The 16,534-nt window shown below is 59.5% G+C and carries 17 protein-coding genes and 1 other RNA gene; 4 read left to right on the plus strand and 14 right to left on the minus strand.

The features are described 5' to 3' along the window. The 9 genes from mraY to rsmI all read right to left on the minus strand — a co-directional run bounded on the left by mraY (position 1) and on the right by rsmI (position 9,025). Positions 1-1,083 carry a phospho-N-acetylmuramoyl-pentapeptide-transferase gene (mraY, locus tag BK660_RS22025; protein WP_123435073.1) on the minus strand — a complete coding sequence of 361 codons (1,083 nt, stop codon included), beginning with the start codon at positions 1,081-1,083 and terminating at the stop codon, positions 1-3. Further along, positions 1,083-2,450, minus strand: a complete 1,368-nt coding sequence (locus BK660_RS22030) for a UDP-N-acetylmuramoyl-tripeptide--D-alanyl-D-alanine ligase (protein ID WP_123435074.1) — start codon at positions 2,448-2,450, stop codon at positions 1,083-1,085. Before BK660_RS22030 ends, mraY begins: the two co-directional genes overlap by 1 nt. Beyond that, positions 2,443-3,906, minus strand: a complete 1,464-nt coding sequence (locus tag BK660_RS22035; protein WP_123435075.1) for a UDP-N-acetylmuramoyl-L-alanyl-D-glutamate--2,6-diaminopimelate ligase — start codon at positions 3,904-3,906, stop codon at positions 2,443-2,445. Before BK660_RS22035 ends, BK660_RS22030 begins: the two co-directional genes overlap by 8 nt. Further along, positions 3,906-5,645, minus strand: coding sequence for a peptidoglycan D,D-transpeptidase FtsI family protein (locus BK660_RS22040; protein ID WP_185045177.1), 1,740 nt, complete (start codon positions 5,643-5,645; stop codon positions 3,906-3,908). Before BK660_RS22040 ends, BK660_RS22035 begins: the two co-directional genes overlap by 1 nt. Continuing rightward, complete coding sequence (ftsL, locus tag BK660_RS22045) at positions 5,645-5,938, minus strand: cell division protein FtsL (RefSeq protein WP_123435077.1); 294 nt, start codon at positions 5,936-5,938, stop codon at positions 5,645-5,647. The genes BK660_RS22040 and ftsL overlap by 1 nt, the downstream gene beginning before the upstream one ends. After that, positions 5,935-6,882 carry a 16S rRNA (cytosine(1402)-N(4))-methyltransferase RsmH gene (gene rsmH / locus BK660_RS22050; RefSeq protein ID WP_404942949.1) on the minus strand — a complete coding sequence of 316 codons (948 nt, stop codon included), beginning with the start codon at positions 6,880-6,882 and terminating at the stop codon, positions 5,935-5,937. The genes ftsL and rsmH overlap by 4 nt, the downstream gene beginning before the upstream one ends. Next, positions 6,879-7,334, minus strand: a complete 456-nt coding sequence (gene mraZ / locus BK660_RS22055) for a division/cell wall cluster transcriptional repressor MraZ (RefSeq protein WP_008147486.1) — start codon at positions 7,332-7,334, stop codon at positions 6,879-6,881. Before mraZ ends, rsmH begins: the two co-directional genes overlap by 4 nt. A gap of 356 nt (positions 7,335-7,690) precedes the next feature. Continuing rightward, positions 7,691-8,044: RNase P RNA component class A (gene rnpB / locus BK660_RS22060), an RNA gene on the minus strand. Positions 8,045-8,119: 75 nt separating this feature from the next. After that, positions 8,120-9,025, minus strand: a complete 906-nt coding sequence (gene rsmI, locus BK660_RS22065) for a 16S rRNA (cytidine(1402)-2'-O)-methyltransferase (protein ID WP_170219129.1) — start codon at positions 9,023-9,025, stop codon at positions 8,120-8,122. Between the two features lie 176 nt (positions 9,026-9,201). Here rsmI and BK660_RS22070 point away from each other — a divergent pair, with 176 nt between their 5' ends. The 4 genes from BK660_RS22070 (at position 9,202) to BK660_RS22085 (ending at position 12,651) form a co-directional block, all read left to right on the plus strand. Next, positions 9,202-11,013: a penicillin-binding protein activator gene (locus tag BK660_RS22070; RefSeq protein ID WP_123435078.1), complete on the plus strand. Its 1,812-nt coding sequence runs from the start codon at positions 9,202-9,204 to the stop codon at positions 11,011-11,013. Next, complete coding sequence (locus BK660_RS22075) at positions 11,013-11,375, plus strand: YraN family protein (protein ID WP_081743924.1); 363 nt, start codon at positions 11,013-11,015, stop codon at positions 11,373-11,375. The genes BK660_RS22070 and BK660_RS22075 overlap by 1 nt, the downstream gene beginning before the upstream one ends. 104 nt (positions 11,376-11,479) lie before the next feature. Further along, positions 11,480-12,073 (plus strand): phosphoheptose isomerase, encoded by a 594-nt coding sequence (locus BK660_RS22080; RefSeq protein ID WP_008025961.1) that lies wholly within the window; start codon positions 11,480-11,482, stop codon positions 12,071-12,073. After that, a complete protein-coding gene (locus BK660_RS22085) occupies positions 12,070-12,651 on the plus strand; it encodes a BON domain-containing protein (protein WP_123435079.1) in 582 nt (193 codons plus the stop codon). The genes BK660_RS22080 and BK660_RS22085 overlap by 4 nt, the downstream gene beginning before the upstream one ends. A 51-nt stretch (positions 12,652-12,702) precedes the next feature. Here the strand turns inward: BK660_RS22085 and BK660_RS22090 are convergent, their stop codons facing one another. The 5 genes from BK660_RS22090 to petA form a co-directional block, all read right to left on the minus strand. Next, complete coding sequence (locus tag BK660_RS22090) at positions 12,703-13,116, minus strand: ClpXP protease specificity-enhancing factor (RefSeq protein ID WP_123435080.1); 414 nt, start codon at positions 13,114-13,116, stop codon at positions 12,703-12,705. Positions 13,117-13,132: 16 nt separating this feature from the next. Next, on the minus strand, positions 13,133-13,750 hold the full coding sequence (locus BK660_RS22095) for a glutathione S-transferase N-terminal domain-containing protein (protein ID WP_027922678.1): 618 nt from the start codon (positions 13,748-13,750) through the stop codon (positions 13,133-13,135). A 151-nt stretch (positions 13,751-13,901) separates the two neighbouring features. Continuing rightward, positions 13,902-14,684, minus strand: coding sequence for a cytochrome c1 (locus tag BK660_RS22100; protein ID WP_123435081.1), 783 nt, complete (start codon positions 14,682-14,684; stop codon positions 13,902-13,904). Then, complete coding sequence (locus tag BK660_RS22105; protein WP_123435082.1) at positions 14,684-15,895, minus strand: cytochrome b; 1,212 nt, start codon at positions 15,893-15,895, stop codon at positions 14,684-14,686. Before BK660_RS22105 ends, BK660_RS22100 begins: the two co-directional genes overlap by 1 nt. Beyond that, positions 15,895-16,488: a ubiquinol-cytochrome c reductase iron-sulfur subunit gene (petA, locus tag BK660_RS22110; RefSeq protein WP_123435083.1), complete on the minus strand. Its 594-nt coding sequence runs from the start codon at positions 16,486-16,488 to the stop codon at positions 15,895-15,897. The genes BK660_RS22105 and petA overlap by 1 nt, the downstream gene beginning before the upstream one ends. Positions 16,489-16,534 lie beyond the last annotated feature (46 nt).

The raw sequence follows: 16,534 nt of genomic DNA on the forward strand, positions 1-16,534 counted from the left end.
CTACCTCAGCTTCAGGGTGGCAAGGCCGACCAGTACGAGAATCACGGTGATGATCCAGAAACGGACGATCACGCGTGGCTCAGGCCAGCCCTTGAGTTCAAAGTGGTGGTGAATCGGTGCCATGCGGAACACGCGGCGACCGGTCATCTTGAAAGAAGCCACCTGGATGACCACCGACAGGGTCTCCATCACGAACACACCGCCCATGATGAACAGGACGATTTCCTGACGGACGATCACCGCGATAGTGCCCAGCGCGGCGCCCAGCGCCAGTGCGCCGACGTCGCCCATGAACACCTGGGCCGGGTAAGTGTTGAACCAGAGGAACCCGAGGCCCGCACCGATCAGCGCGCCGCAGAACACGATCAGCTCACCCGCGCCCGGTACATAAGGAATCAGCAGGTATTCAGCGAATTTCACGTTACCCGACAGGTAGCAGAAGATCCCCAGGCCGCCGCCGACCATCACGGTCGGCATGATTGCCAGGCCATCGAGGCCGTCAGTCAGGTTGACCGCGTTGCTCGAACCGACGATCACGAAGTAGGTCAGGACGATGAAGCCTGCGCCCAGCGGAATGCTGTAATCCTTGAGCATCGGCAGGATCAGGGTGGTTTCCACCGGAGTGGCGGCAGTCATATAAAGGAAGATCGCTGCGCCCAGGCCGAACACCGACTGCCAGAAGTACTTCCAGCGGCTCGGCAAGCCACGGGAGTTCTTCTCGATCACTTTGCGGTAATCGTCGACCCAACCGATGGCACCGAACAGCAAAGTCACCAGCAGCACAGTCCAGACATAACGGTTGCTCAGGTCAGCCCAGAGCAAGGTGCTGACGCCGATGGACGACAGAATCAGCGCGCCGCCCATGGTCGGCGTACCCGACTTGGACAAGTGCGACTGTGGACCGTCGTTGCGAACGGATTGACCGATCTGACGGTTCTGCAGGGTGCGGATCATCCACGGGCCATAGCACAGCGACAAGACCAGCGCGGTCAGCACACCGAGAATCCCGCGCAGGGTCAGGTACTGGAAGACCGCGAAGCCTTTGTAGAACTGTTGCAGATACTCCGCTAGCAGCAGCAGCATTAATGTTTCTCCAGACTGGACCCGCACAAAGCGGCGACGATGTTTTCCATCGCAGCGCTGCGCGAACCCTTGATCAAAATGGTGGTGTTGGTGTCCTGCTCGGCGCCCAGGGCCTTGATCAGTTCAGCCTGAGTGCTGAAGTGAAAGGCCTGTGGACCGAAAGCGTTTACGGCGTGAACCATCATCGGTCCGACGGCATACAGCGCGGATACTTTGCCGCGAGCGTATTCGCCCACATCGCGGTGCCCCTGCTCCGCCCAATCGCCCAACTCGCCGATATCCCCGAGCACCAGAACGGTGCGACCGGAAAAGCCGGCGAGTATATCAACAGCGGCGCACATGGAGGTCGGGTTTGCGTTGTACGTGTCATCGATCACGCGCATGCCGTTGGTGGCCAATTGCGCGACAGTGCGACCCTTGACCGGTTGCACGGCGGCCAGGCCCGTGGCGATGCCGAACAGCGACACGCCCAAGGCATGCGCGCCAGCGGCAGCGGCCATGGCGTTGGCAACGTTATGCGTGCCGAGCAGGTTCAGTTGAACGCGCTCTACACCTTCAGGCGTGTGCAGGTTGAACGCCGGGCAACCGCGAGCGTCGCGGTCCAGGTCGCTGGCGTAGAAATCGGCGCTGAGGTTGCTCAGGGCGAACGTCAATACTTTGCGACCTGCCGCGCGGGTCTTCCAGATTTCAAACGCCTTGTCGTCGAGATTAAGAACGGCGATGCCATCGGCCTCGAGCCCTTCGATAATTTCGCCTTTGGCTTCAACGATTTTTTCCGGCCCGCCAAACTCGCCAACGTGGGCAGTCCCGGCGTTGTTGAGGATGGCCACGTGGGGTTTGGTCATGGCCACGGTGTAGGCAATTTCGCCAAGGCGCGAGGCACCGAGTTCGATCACGGCGGCGGTGTGTTCCGGCGCGAGTTCGAGCAAGGTCAGCGGCACGCCGAGGTCGTTGTTCAGGTTGCCACGGGTCGCCAGCACCGGACCGCGCGTGCGCAGGATGCTCGCGAGCATTTCCTTGACCGTGGTCTTGCCGCTGGAACCGGTGATGGCTGCGACCGGGTGAGTGAACGCCGCACGGTTCAGCGCGCCCAGTTGGCCGAGGGCCTGACGAGTGTCCTTGACCAGCAGTTGTGGCAACGCGCTGGCGGCGACTTCACGCTCGACCAGTGCGGCCACCGCGCCTTTGTTGGCCACGTCGTTCAGGTAGTCATGACCGTCGAAACGCGGGCCGGTCAGGGCAATAAACAGTTGGCCAGGCTTGATCGCACGACTGTCGATGCTGACGCCATCGAACGTCGCATCGGCAGCGAGCAGTTGGCCGTTCAACGCGCCGGTCAGTTCGCTCAGTTTCAAGGCTTTAAGCATGAGCCACCTCCCATGCGGTCAGGGCGTGATCGGCCTCGACCAGATCGGAGAAGTCGTGACGCTCGCCGTTGATCTCCTGATAGTCCTCGTGACCTTTACCGGCCAGGACGATCACGTCATCCGCCGAAGCGCTGGCGATCAATTGGGCAATCGCCTGGCCACGGCCAGCGACGAACGTCACTTTATCCACAGCCGTGAAGCCGGCGCGGATGTCATCGAAGATCACAGACGGGTCTTCGGTGCGAGGGTTGTCATCGGTGACCAGTACGCCATCGGCCAGACGCTCGACCACTTCGGCCATCAGCGGACGCTTGCCGCGATCACGATCGCCGCCGCAGCCGAACAGGCACAGCAAGCGACCCTTGGCGTGTGGACGCAGGGCCATCAAGACTTTTTCGAGCGCGTCCGGGGTGTGGGCGTAATCGACCACCACCAGCGGCTGAGTACCGCCACCGAGGCGCTGCATGCGACCGGCCGGGCCTTCGAGTTTCGGCAGGACGTTGAGAATTTCGTCCAGCGCATAATCCAGACCGAGCAACGCGCCGACGGCGGCCAGGACGTTGCTCAGGTTGAAGCGACCGAGCAAGGTGCTGCGCAAATGGTGTTCGCCCTGCGGCGTCACCAACGTGGCGCGCACACCTTCGTCGTCGAATTGCGCTTCACGGCAATACAGGTAGGCGCTGCTGTCTTCGAGGCTGTAGGTGATCAAACGCGACTCACGCTTTTCGGCAGCCAGTTGCCGGCCGAAGTCGTCGTCGAGGTTCACCACCCGGCACTTCAAATCGTTCCAGGCAAACAGCTTGGCCTTGGCCTCGCCGTAGGCCTGCATGGTGCCGTGGTAATCGAGGTGATCGCGGGACAGATTGGTCATCACCGCCACATCAAACGCCAACGCGGTGACGCGACCCTGATCCAGACCGTGGGACGAGACTTCCATGGCGACCGCTTTGGCGCCGGCCTTTTTCAGGTCGGCCAGGGTCGCTTGCACGGCGATTGGATTCGGTGTGGTGTGCAGGCCGCTTTGCAGCGCGCCATGGAAACCGGAGCCCAACGTGCCGACGATGCCGCAATGTTGGCCAAGCAGATCGAGCGCCTGGGCAACCAATTGGGTCACGCTGGTTTTGCCGTTGGTGCCGGTCACGCCGACCAGATTCAGGTGACGGCTCGGGTCGCCATAAAAGCGCCCGGCGATGTCCGACAGCTGTGCGGCCAGGCCTTTGACCGGAATCATCGGCACGTCAGTGATCGGCAATACGGTCGAGCCTTCGACTTCATACGCCACGGCGGCCGCGCCGCGTTGCAGCGCGTCGGCGATGTGCGCGCGACCGTCAAAACGCCCGCCAGGAACAGCGAGAAACAAGTCGCCAGCGCGCACGTTGCGGCTGTCGAGCGCCAATTCGCGGATCAACAGATCGCGGCCAGCGTGGGCGAAAATTTTATTCAGACTTAGAGACATCAGCCGCGCCCTCCATTGGCTTTCAGCGGAACAACAGGGGTCGCGTTCGCGGTTTGCGTCGGCGGCAGGTTGTCCGGCGTGATGTTCATCAGGCGCAGCGTCCCGGACATCACTTTGCTGAACACTGGCGCCGAGACCAGACCACCGAAGTAACCGGCCTTGGTCGGTTCATCGATCACCACGACGATGGCATAACGCGGATCGCTCATCGGGCCGAAGCCGGCGAACAGCGAGCGGTACGAGTTCTCGGCGTAGCCCTTGGTGCCCACCGACGTTTTACGTGCAGTACCCGACTTGCCGGCCACGTGATACGCCGGCACCTGCGCACGGAACACACCGCGCGGTGCTTCGATCACTTGGGTCAGCATGCCTTGCATGGTTTTGGCGACGGCTTCCGGCAGCACTTGCGTGGTCTGCGGTGCCTTGTCGGTTTTGATCAGGGTCAGCGGCGCGAGACGACCGTTGTTGGCCAGCGCCGAGAAGGCGTGAACCAGCTGGATCGCGGTCACGGAAATACCGTAGCCGTAGGACAGCGTCGCGGTTTCAGCCTTGCGCCATTCACGGTAGTTCGGCAGGTTGCCGACGCGCTCGCCCGGGAAGCCGAGGCCGGTGTCCTGGCCGAGGCCGACTTTTTGCGCCAGACGGAAAATCGTTTCGCCACCGATATCGAACGCGACCTTACTCATGCCGACGTTACTGGAATTGATCAGAATCCCGGTCAGGTCGAGCACCGGGCCTTCGGTCTTCGATACGTCCTTGATGGTGTACTTGCCGATCTGCAAGGAGCCCGGGTACACCTCGACGGTATCGCTCGGTTTCCAGCGACCGGTTTCGATGGCGGCGCTCATCGAGATCGCCTTCATGGTCGAACCCGGTTCGAACACGTCGATCATCGCGCGGTTACGCATCATCGCCGGTTGCAGGTTGCGACGGTTGTTCGGGTTGTAGGTCGGCTGGTTGACCATGGCGAGGATCTCGCCGGTCTTCACGTCCATGATCACCAGGCTGCCAGCCTTGGCGCCGTTCTCGATGATCGCGTTACGCAGTTCGCGGTTGGCCAGGTATTGCAGGCGCAGGTCAATGGACAACGCCAAGGGCTTGCCGGCCTTGGCGTTTTTGGTGACCTGGACATCCTTGATCAGCCTTCCGCGCCGGTCCTTGATGACCTGACGCTTGCCGGCGACCCCGGCGAGCCATTCGTCATAAGCCAGTTCGACGCCTTCACGACCGTGGTCATCGATGTCGGTAAATCCGACCATGTGCGCGGTGACTTCACCGGCCGGGTAGAAGCGCCGGAACTCTTCAATGCCGTAGACGCCCGGTACTTTCAGGTCGAGCACCGACTGGCCCTGCTCGGGGGTCAGCCCGCGCACCAGATAGATGAATTCTTTGTTGGCCTGGGCTTCGAGACGTTCAGTCAAGGCTTTCGGGTCCTGACCCAGCGCCGCCGCCAGTGCCGGCCATTTTTCCTTGGCCGTTTGCATTTCCTTGGCGTTGGCCCACAGCGTGGTGACCGGCGTACTCACGGCCAAAGGCTCGCCGTTACGGTCGGTGATCAGACCACGGTGAGCCGGAATAGGAATATGACGAACACTGCGCGCATCACCCTGACCTTTAAGGAAGGCACGGTCGATGACTTGCAGGTCGATGATGCGCCAGGAGATCGCCGCGACCATGATGCCGAGCAACCCCAGTACCAGGCGGAAACGCCATGGGAACATTGCCCCTTCGAGTTTCATCATGGCGTCACCATCTGCACTTCAGCGGCACCAGGAATGCGCATCTTCAGCTGTTCGGTGGCCAGCACTTCGATACGGCTGTGGGCGGTCCAGGTGCTCTGCTCGAGAATCAGGCGTCCCCACTCGGCCTGCGCCTTGTCGCGCACGCTCAACTCGTTGTAAAGCGAGTTCAACAGCTGACGGTTCCAGTGGGCGCTGTAAGACACACCGATCGCCGAAACGAGCACGGCCAGAAACAGCAGCAGCATGAAAAAGCTTCCGCCGGGCAGTGGCTTGGCGAAAAGCTTGCTCACCGCAGCTTCTCCGCGACGCGCATGACGGCGCTACGGGAACGTGGGTTGGCTTTGAGTTCGGCCTCGGAGGCGGACTGCGCTTTGCCATGGATCTTGATGATCGGTTCGAATGCGACGTGACGCACCGGCAGATTGCGCGGCAGATTGTCGGCCTCACCTTTTACCAGTTTGCGCATGAACAGTTTGACGATGCGGTCTTCCAGCGAGTGGAAGCTGATAACGACCAGGCGGCCGCCGACTTCCAGGCATTCCAGAGCGGCTTCGAGGCCGGCTTCCAGATCGCCCAATTCGTTATTGACGTGAATACGCAAGCCCTGGAACGCGCGGGTCGCCGGGTTCTTGCCCTTTTCCCACGCCGGGTTGGCGACTTTCAGGACTTCGGCCAGATCAGCGGTGCGTTCGAACGGCTTGATGTCGCGGCGCTCGGCCACGGCACGGGCCATACGACCGGAGAAACGTTCTTCGCCGTACTCTTTGAACACACGAGCGATTTCTTCCACCGGCGCAGTGTTGACGAATTCGGCAGCGCTGATCCCGCGGGACGGGTCCATGCGCATGTCCAGCGGGCCGTCATTGAGGAAACTGAAGCCGCGCTCAGGGTCGTCGAGCTGCGGCGAAGACACGCCGAGGTCGAGCAGAACGCCGCTGACCTTGCCGGCCAGGCCGCGGTCGGCAACTTCCGAACCGAGCTCGGCAAAGCTGCGCTGCACAACGACAAAGCGGCCGTCTTCGGCCGCTAGCGTCTGCCCGGTGGCAATGGCTTGAGGATCCTTGTCAAATCCGAGCAACTGGCCATCAGGCCCCAGCTGACTCAAGATCAGCCGGCTGTGACCGCCGCGCCCGAACGTACCGTCCAGATAGCAGCCATCAGGACGTACGGCGAGAGCCTCGACGGCTTCGTCAAGCAGTACGGTGATGTGGTTAAAGCCGCTATCAATAGTCACAGGATCAAATCACGCAGTTCATCAGGCATGGCGCCCGGTTGTTGAATAGCAGCCAGGTCAGCGGCAGAAACCGCATCCCAGGCATCCTCGTCCCACAATTGGAACTTGTTCAGTTGGCCTACCAACATCGCGCGCTTATCCAACTTGGCATATTCACGAAGACGCGGTGGAACCAGAAAACGACCACTGCCATCGAGCTCGAGGTCGACGGCATTACCAATCAGTAAACGTTGCAGGCGGCGGTTCTCTTCGCGAAGCGAAGGCAGTGCGCGCAGTTTGGTTTCAATAATTTCCCACTCATCGAGGGGGTAAACACACAAACATGGATCAACGGCATCGATTGTGACGATTAACTGACCGGAACTACGCGAAACGAGCTCGTCACGGTACCGGCTCGGCATGGCGAGACGGCCCTTTGCATCGAGACTGATAGCGTTAGCTCCGCGAAACACGTCAGCGTTTCTCCAAATTTTAGCGTTTTACGTTCAAAAAACCCACTTCATGCCACTTTCCGCCACTTGCGCACACTATAGGAATGCGGCCACCGCACCGTCAAGGCGCGGATTAAAGGAAAACCCTTACAGAACTGAGATTTAGGAGCACAGGAGGAGGTGTTACGGGAATCTGACGTGTCATTCGACTCAATAACTTGAATCAGCACGGAAGGCTGCGCTCGAAAGTTAAAGTAGTTTGTTAAGAGTAAGATTTTTTTGGTATTACGAAAGTGCTTCTGCTGATGATTCTGAACGGAGGGAAACTGCCATCACTGGCGCCCTGTTCAACGATTCAAACAGGGAGGGGGAAAAAGGTGGAGAGTCGATCTGTAAGCCGGGTTCTGTCTTGAACAGTCATTCGTCTACGATGGCCATCACTGGACATCTTTAGCAACCTACCCGGTCCCAGCGCGGGCCACGCCTTGGGACCCTATTTGGTCTTGCTCCAAGTGGGGTTTACCTAGCCACGAACTGTTGCCAGACGTGCGGTGCGCTCTTACCGCACCTTTTCACCCTTACCGGCGCCGAAGCGCTTAGGCGGTTATTTTCTGTGGCACTTTCCGTAGGCTCACGCCTCCCAGGCATTACCTGGCACTTCGCCCTATGGAGCCCGGACTTTCCTCCCCCCCCTAATTTTCATAGAGGGCAGCGACTGTCCGATCGACTCTCCGCCGCGAAGGTTAACGGCAGAGCGGCCGAAGAACAAGCGCTAAACGCCTTCGACCCCTCCAGCACGTCGGGTTTTACTCGCCCTTCTGCTTATCCAGTGCGACCTGATACAGCACATTCTTGCGCTCGCCGGTGATTTGCGCCGCCAATGCCGCTGCACGCTTGAGCGGCATCTCCTCCAGCAACAGGTTAAGGATGCGCATCGCTTCGCTGCTGACGGCGTCTTCGGTCTCGGGCGCAGCCCAGCCAGCCACCAGCACCACACACTCGCCGCGCTGCTGATTGCTGTCCGACTCGACGAACTCGCGCAACTCGGCCAGCGGCAGGCCTTTAAGGGTTTCAAAGGTTTTAGTGATTTCCCGAGCCAGCAGCGCCTGACGCTCGCCACCGAACACCAGCTCCATGTCTTGCAGGCATTCAAGGATGCGGTGCGGCGCTTCGTAGAAAATCAGCGTGCGCGGCTCTTCCTTTACCAACTCGAGACGAGCGCGGCGCCCGACAGCCTTGGCCGGCAGGAAGCCCTCAAAAATGAACCGGTCAGATGGCAAACCCGCCGCCGACAACGCTGCGATCAATGCACAGGCTCCCGGCACCGGCACCACATTGATCCCCGCAGCACGAGCCTGACGCACCAGGTGATAACCGGGATCGGAAATCAGCGGCGTACCGGCATCGGAGATCAGCGCCACATCGTCACCGGCCAGCAGACGGGTGATAAAGCGGCTACCTTCATCCCGTTCGTTGTGTTCGTGACAAGCTGCCAACGGTGTCGGGATGCCGAAATGCTGCATCAAACGCTGGGAGTGACGCGTGTCTTCGGCGGCAATCAACGCGACGTCGCGCAGGATCTTCAGTGCACGCGCACTGATGTCGTCCAGGTTGCCGATGGGCGTCGCCACCACATAAAGCGAGCCAGCAGCGGAATTCAAAGCACCTGGAGCAGTCAAAGCGCACACCTCATGATCGGTAAAAGGCGACATTGTAGCGCGTAGCGGCGCTTGCGATACGCTTGGCCCTTGCCGGGTTTTTCCGCCATTTGTGCAGTACTGCAACATTTACACGAGCTAAATTGATCGATTCACGCCAGTAACATCGCGCCCCGGCCAGTGCTTGGGTACAATTCCACGCTAATTTGATCGAGTATCAGGAACACTACATGATCGCTTGCCTGCGGCTGTTCACTGCCCTCTGCCTCGCTGCCTTGCTGGCGGCTTGCGCCAGCTCGCCCTCTTCCAGCCTTGGCGAACTTCCACGGACCCCGGATGCCAGCATCGAGCAACTGCTCGAGCAGGCGAATCAAAGCAAGGATCCGGAAAAAGCCGCCCTGTTGCGCTTGAGCGCTGCGGACGTGGCCTACCGCCAGGGGAATGCCGGTCAGTCCGCGCAAATCCTGCAGCTGGTTCCGGTCGAGCAACTCAAGCCAGGCCCACAAGTCTTCGCCAGCACGCTGACGGCGGAACTGGCGATGGTGCGCAACCAGCCCAAAGCGGCGCTGACCGCCTTGAGCCACCCGAGCCTGCAACACCTGAGTGAATTGCCCGTCGAGCAACAGGTTCGCACCGGCACTGTTCACGCTCGCGCCCTTGAAGCCGATGGCCAGACGCTGGCTGCCGCACGGGAGCGTATTTTCATCGCGCCTATGCTGAGCGGTGAAGCGGCCAGCAAAAACCACGAAGCGATCTGGACCCTGATCGCCTCGCTGCCTACCGAGCAACTGCAACCCACCACCTCCGACGACCTCGGCGGCTGGATGGGTCTGGCGCTGGCGGTGAAATCGGCCGGTACGCTGGAACAACAGCAGGCCGCGATTGATAACTGGCGCGCGCAAAACCCTAAACACCCAGCCGCCGTTCATCTGCCGCAGGCACTGACCAACCTCAAGGAACTGGCCAGCCAGCCCCTGAGCAAGATCGCCCTGCTGCTGCCACAGGACGGCCCGCTGGCCTCGGTCGGCAAAGCATTGCGCGAAGGTTTCATGGCGGCTCACTACCAGGCTCAACAGGCCGGGCAGAAGCCACCCGCCATCGAGTTTTATGACAGCTCGAAGCTGACGTCGATGGACGAGTTCTATCGCAAGGCCCAGGCCGATGGCGTGCAACTGGTAGTAGGCCCGCTGGAAAAACCGCTGGTCAAACAACTCAGCTCGCGTCCGCAATTGCCCATCACGACGTTGGCGCTGAACTACAGCGAAGGCGAACAAGGCCCGGCCCAACTGTTCCAGTTTGGCCTGGCGGCTGAAGACGAAGCCCGCGAAGTGTCTCGCCGCGCACGTGCCGATGGCCTGCATCGCGCCGCCATCATGGTGCCGAAAGGCGAATGGGGCGATCGTGTACTCCGCGCATTCAGCCAGGACTGGCAAGCCAACGGTGGCACCATCGTCGCCACTGAACGCGTAGACCAACCGGTTCAACTGGCCCAGCAGATTGCTGACATGTTCCAGCTGCGCCAGAGCGAAGGCCGCGCGAAAAGCCTGCAAAGCACTGTCGGTTCGCAGGTAGCAGCCCAGCCTTCGCGTCGTCAGGACATCGAGTTCATCTTCCTGGCCGCCACACCGCAACAGGCCCAGCAGATCAAACCGACCCTGAACTTCCAGTACGCAGGTGATGTGCCGGTTTACGCCACCTCCCACGTGTTCAGCGCCAGTGGCGACGTCAATCAGTACAACGACATGAACGGCATTCGCTTCTGCGAAACCCCATGGTTGCTGGACGCCAATGATCCATTGCGCAAACAAGTGACGGCGCAATGGCCACAAGCCGGCGGCAGCCTCGGTCGCCTGTACGCCATGGGCGTCGATGCTTACCGCCTGGCGCCGCGCCTGGGCCAACTCAAGGCCTTGCCAGACAGCCGCATCTCGGGCCAGTCGGGCAGCCTGGGCATGACTCAGAACCAACGCGTCGTGCGTCAGTTGCCTTGGGCCCAGTTCGTCAACGGTCAGGTTCAACGCCTGCCGGACACCCCGAACTGATGCCTGACAGGTCACGCCAGCAAAGCGGTCAAGATGCCGAGCGCCATGCGCTCGAGCATCTTCAACAACACGGTCTGCGCCTGCTGGCGCAGAACTGGTTGTGTAAACGCGGCGAGCTTGATCTGGTCATGCTTGATGGCGATACAGTAGTATTCGTTGAAGTCCGCTACAGAAAAAACACCCAATGGGGTGGCGCGCTCGATAGCATCGATGAGCGCAAACGGCAAAAACTGATTTTCGCCGCGCAGTATTTTCTTCAGCGCGAGTCGCGTTGGGCCAATTCCCCTTGCCGTTTCGACGTGGTTGCCATCGACAGCAACCTTGATCAGTTGAACTGGATTCAGAATGCCTTCGACAGCTGATCGCTTGCGCCCCGAAACGGACACCTACACCCAACACTTTTGCTCTTTGCTTTGCGGGCTGCACATTCATGTGCCGAGTAGCCGCGCTAATTAAGGTCACACAGATGGACATGCAATCCCGAATTCGCCAGCTTTTTCAGGCCAGTATCGACACCAAGCAAATGGCGATGGACGTACTTGCACCGCACATCGAGCAAGCCAGCCAAGTGATGGTCAACGCCCTGCTCAATGAGGGCAAAATGCTTTCCTGCGGCAACGGCGGTTCCGCCGGTGACGCCCAGCACTTTTCGTCGGAACTGCTCAACCGCTTCGAGCGTGAACGCCCGAGCCTGCCAGCCATCGCGCTGACCACCGACAGCTCGACCATCACCTCGATTGCCAACGACTACAGCTACAACGAAATCTTCTCCAAACAGATCCGCGCCCTTGGCCAGCCAGGCGATGTATTGCTGGCGATTTCCACCAGTGGCAACTCGGCAAACATAATTCAAGCGATCCAGGCCGCACATGACCGCGAAATGATTGTCGTAGCATTGACCGGTCGCGATGGCGGCGGCATGGCCTCGCTGCTATTGCCGGAGGACGTCGAGATTCGCGTACCAGCCAATGTCACCGCACGTATTCAGGAAGTCCACCTGCTGGCGATCCATTGCCTTTGCGATCTGATCGACAGCCAACTGTTCGGGAGTGAAGAATGACCCCTAATCGCCTTGGCCTGATGGCCTTGACCCTGTGCCTGATCGGCATCAGCGGCTGCACCTCGGTGGTTAACGCCAGCCGTGAAGCGCCGATTGAAGATGACCGTGGCACGCGCACCTTCGGCAGCAAGATCGACGACTCCCTGATTGATACCAAAGTCGGCGTCAACGTGGCCAAGGCCGACCCGGCCCTGGACAAGGATTCGCACATTGTCGTCACCAGCTTCAACGGCGTGGTACTGCTCGCCGGACAGACGCCTCGTGAAGACCTCAAGGCCAAGGCCGAACAGGCCGCTGCCGCTGTGCAACGGGTAAAAACCGTGCACAACGAATTGCAGATCCTGCCGCCCTCCTCGCTGCTGGCTCGCCAGAACGACGCCTGGCTGACCACCAAGATCAAGACCCAGATGCTCGCAGACGCCAACATCCCCGGTTCGCGCATCAAGGTGGTGACCGAGAACGGCATCGTCTATTTGCTGGGCCTGCTGACCAAACAGGAAGCCACTCAGGCGACCAATCTGGTACAGGGCGTTTCCGGTGTGCAGAAGATTGTGAAGCTGTTTGAGTACATCGACTGACACCCAAACCGCAGGCACAAAAAAGGCGATCCATCCGGATCGCCTTTTTTATTACTTCACCACTTTCAAACTGGGTCGACCGCTGGGACGCGGCGGCTCGCTGTCGGGTGGCGGAATATCATCATCCAGCTCGATCTCTTCCTCGTCTTCCATAGGCGATTCCAGATCGAACACCATGCCCTGACCGTTCTCCCGGGCGTAAATCCCCAAGATCGATGCGATAGGCACGTACAGGGTGTGCGGCACGCCACCAAAGCGCCCTTCGAAGCTGACCGCCTCATTGTCCATGTGCAAATGGCGCACGGCTTGTGGCGACACGTTCAAGACGATTTGTCCGTCACTGGCAAAACCCTGAGGCACCTGCACCGACGGATATTCCGAATTGACCAGCATGTGCGGGGTGCAATCGTTGTCCACAATCCACTCGTAGAGCGCGCGGACCAGATAAGGTCGACTGGAGTTCATAGCGGCTCCTTAAGCCTTAGCGCATATCGCGTTCGACGCCAGACAGACTTGCCTGGAAAGCCTCACGCGCAAACGAGCGCTCCATATAATCAAGCAGCGGCTTGGCAGGCCGCGGCAGTTCAATACCCAAAATCGGCAAGCGCCAGAGTATGGGTAGTAGGCAGCAATCCACCAGACTTTGTTCCTCGCTGAGGAAAAACGGCTTGTCGGCGAACAACGGCGACACGCCTGTCAGGCTCTCGCGCAGCTCTTTACGAGCGACAACGCGGGCTGCTTCCTTGGTCTTCGAATCCAGGATCAGATCCACCAGGCCACACCAGTCGCGCTGAATACGATGAATCAGCAGACGGCTGTTTGCACGCGCCACAGGATAAACCGGCAGTAAGGGCGGGTGCGGGTAACGCTCATCCAGATATTCCATCACCACGGTCGACTCCCACAACGCCAGGTCACGATCGACCAGGGTGGGCAGGCTTCCGTAAGGGTTCACCTCAATCAGTTTAGGCGGCTGACGACCAGCTTCCACGTAAATGATCTCGGCGCTGACACCCTTCTCTGCAAGTACGATACGCACTCGGTGGGAATAGTGGTCGGCGGGGTCGGAGTAACAGGCCAACCGATTGGTCACGCCCATGGCGGTCCTCCTCGCTTGTTGAAATTATCGAAAGCGGAAAAACGAGCGCGCCCAGAGGGCGCCTCCCGTAACGCCTGGATCACCCAGACTCGTTACACCTTCAGAGGCGCCCTTGGGCGCGCGCGATTAACAGCAACTGCTTGAATCTTTATCAGTGCACATCTTTCCAGTATTCGCGCTTGAGCAGATAAGCGAACACGAAGAAGAACGCCAGGTACAGCAAGACGTAAGTACCAATGCGCTGATGTTGCAACTTAACCGGGTTAGCCGAGTAAGCCAGGAAGGTTACCAGATTCTTGACCTTCTCATCGAACTGCTCTTCGGTCAGGGCACCCGTTTTCGGCACGATGGTCATTTGATCACATGCTTCATGTGTCAAAGGTGTACCGGTCAGCGGGTCAAACTGCTTCTTGCCGTCTTCGACGATCTGAACCTGCTTGCAACCGATGATCTGACGACCTTGCAGGCCCGCCAGGACGTTAGGCATACCGACGTTCGGGAAAACCTTGTTGTTCACGCCCCATGGACGCGACGGGTCTTCGTAGAACGACTTCAGGTAGCCATAGAGCCAGTCAGTACCGCGAACACGAGCCACCAGCGTCAGGTCGGGCGGCGCCGCGCCGAACCAGGCCTTGGCGTCTGCCGGCTGCATGCCGATGCTCATGTGATCACCAATCTTGGCGCCAGTGAACACCAGGTTCGACAGCATCAGATCATGGGGAATGCCCAGGTCATCGGCGACGCGCTCATAGCGCTGGAACTTGGCGCTGTGGCAACCCATGCAGTAGTTGGCAAAGGTACGTGCGCCATCTTGCATGGCAGCCTTGTCGGAAACGTCGATGTCGACCTTTTCCAGCTCAGGACCACCGTGTTCAGCCGCAAAGGACAAGACAGGCAGAGCAGCAAAAATCAGTGCAAAAAATAACTTTTTCATCAGCCAGTCACCCTTTCCGGAACCGGTTTGGTCTTCTCGAGCCTGGTGTAGAACGGCATCAGAATGAAGTAGGCGAAGTACAGGAAGGTGCATACCTGCGACAGCAACGTCCGCTCAGGAGTCGGGGCCAACACGCCCAGCACGCCCAGGATCACGAACGAAATGCAGAACACCCACAACCAGATCCTGCTCATCCAGCCTTTGTAGCGCATCGACTTGACGGGGCTACGGTCCAGCCACGGCAGGACGAACAGCATGGCAATCGACGCCCCCATGGCGATAACACCCATGAGCTTGTCCGGGATGGCCCGCAGAATCGCGTAGAACGGAGTGAAGTACCAGACCGGAGCGATGTGCTCTGGGGTCTTGAAGGCGTTCGCCACTTCGAAGTTCGGCTTCTCGAGGAAGTAACCGCCCATTTCCGGGAAGAAGAACACGATCGAGCAGAAGATGAACAGGAACACCACCACACCGACGATATCTTTCACGGTGTAGTACGGGTGGAAGGCAATGCCGTCCAGCGGTACGCCGTTTTCGTCCTTGTGTTTCTTGATGTCCACACCGTCCGGGTTGTTCGAACCGACTTCGTGCAACGCCAGAACGTGCAGCACCACCAGACCGAGGATCACGATCGGCAACGCAACAACGTGCAGGGCGAAGAAGCGGTTCAGGGTAATACCGGAAATCAGGTAGTCACCACGGATCCACTGGGTCAGGTCGTTACCGATGACCGGGATCGCACCGAACAGCGAGATGATCACCTGGGCACCCCAGTAGGACATCTGGCCCCACGGCAGCAGGTAACCCATGAAGGCTTCAGCCATCAGCGCCAGGTAGATCAGCATGCCAAAGACCCACACCAGCTCACGCGGCTTCTGGTACGAACCGTAGAGCAGGCCACGGAACATGTGCAGATAAACCACGATGAAGAACGCCGAAGCGCCGGTGGAGTGCAGCAGACGCAGGATCGAGCCGTACTCGACGTCGCGCATGATGTATTCGACGGAAGCAAACGCCTCTTCTGCCGACGGGGTGTAGCTCATGGTCAGCCAGACACCGGTAACGATCTGGTTGACCAGAACGAGCAGCGCCAGGGAACCAAAGAAATAGAAGAAGTTGAAGTTCTTCGGGGCGTAGTACTTGCTGAGATGGTCTTCCCACATTTTGGTCGCGGGAAAGCGCGCATCAACCCAATCCATGAACTTGCTCATCACGCTTTCTCCGTATCGACGCCGATGACAATGATGTCGTCGGTCTCATAGGAATGCGGGGGAACTGGCAGGTTCAAAGGCGCAGGTTGCGACTTGTAGACGCGGCCAGCCAGATCGTAGTGGGAACCGTGGCACGGGCAGAAATAGCCGCCTACCCAGTCCTTGCCCAGATCAGCAGGTGCCACTTCGGGACGGAAGGTTGGCGAGCAACCCAGGTGTGTGCAGATACCGATCAGCAGCAGTACTTCTGGCTTGATCGAACGCGTTTCCGGGTCGACATAAGTCGGTTGTGTCGAGTTCTTGGAGTCCGGGTCAGACAGCTGGCCCTCGATCTTTTTCAGATTCCCCAGGATTTCCGGAGTACGGCGGACAATGAATACCGGCTGGCCGCGCCACTCAGCAATCATCTGCTGGCCTGGCTCGATTTTGCTGACATTCACTTTCACCGGTGCACCCGCGGCTTTCGCCTTGGCACTGGGAAACCATGACCCCACGAACGGGACCGCAGCCCCCACCGCTCCTGCAGCACCCACCACGGATGTGGCTGCTACCAAGAAGCGACGCCGGCCTGCATTCACGCCGTCATTGCTCATTCAGTCCTCTCCCATCAGCTTTTGTGGCCTGTTAAATCAGGCATCT

It is taken from the genome of Pseudomonas brassicacearum, assembly GCF_003732265.1.
Lineage (GTDB): Bacteria > Pseudomonadota > Gammaproteobacteria > Pseudomonadales > Pseudomonadaceae > Aquipseudomonas > Aquipseudomonas brassicacearum_D.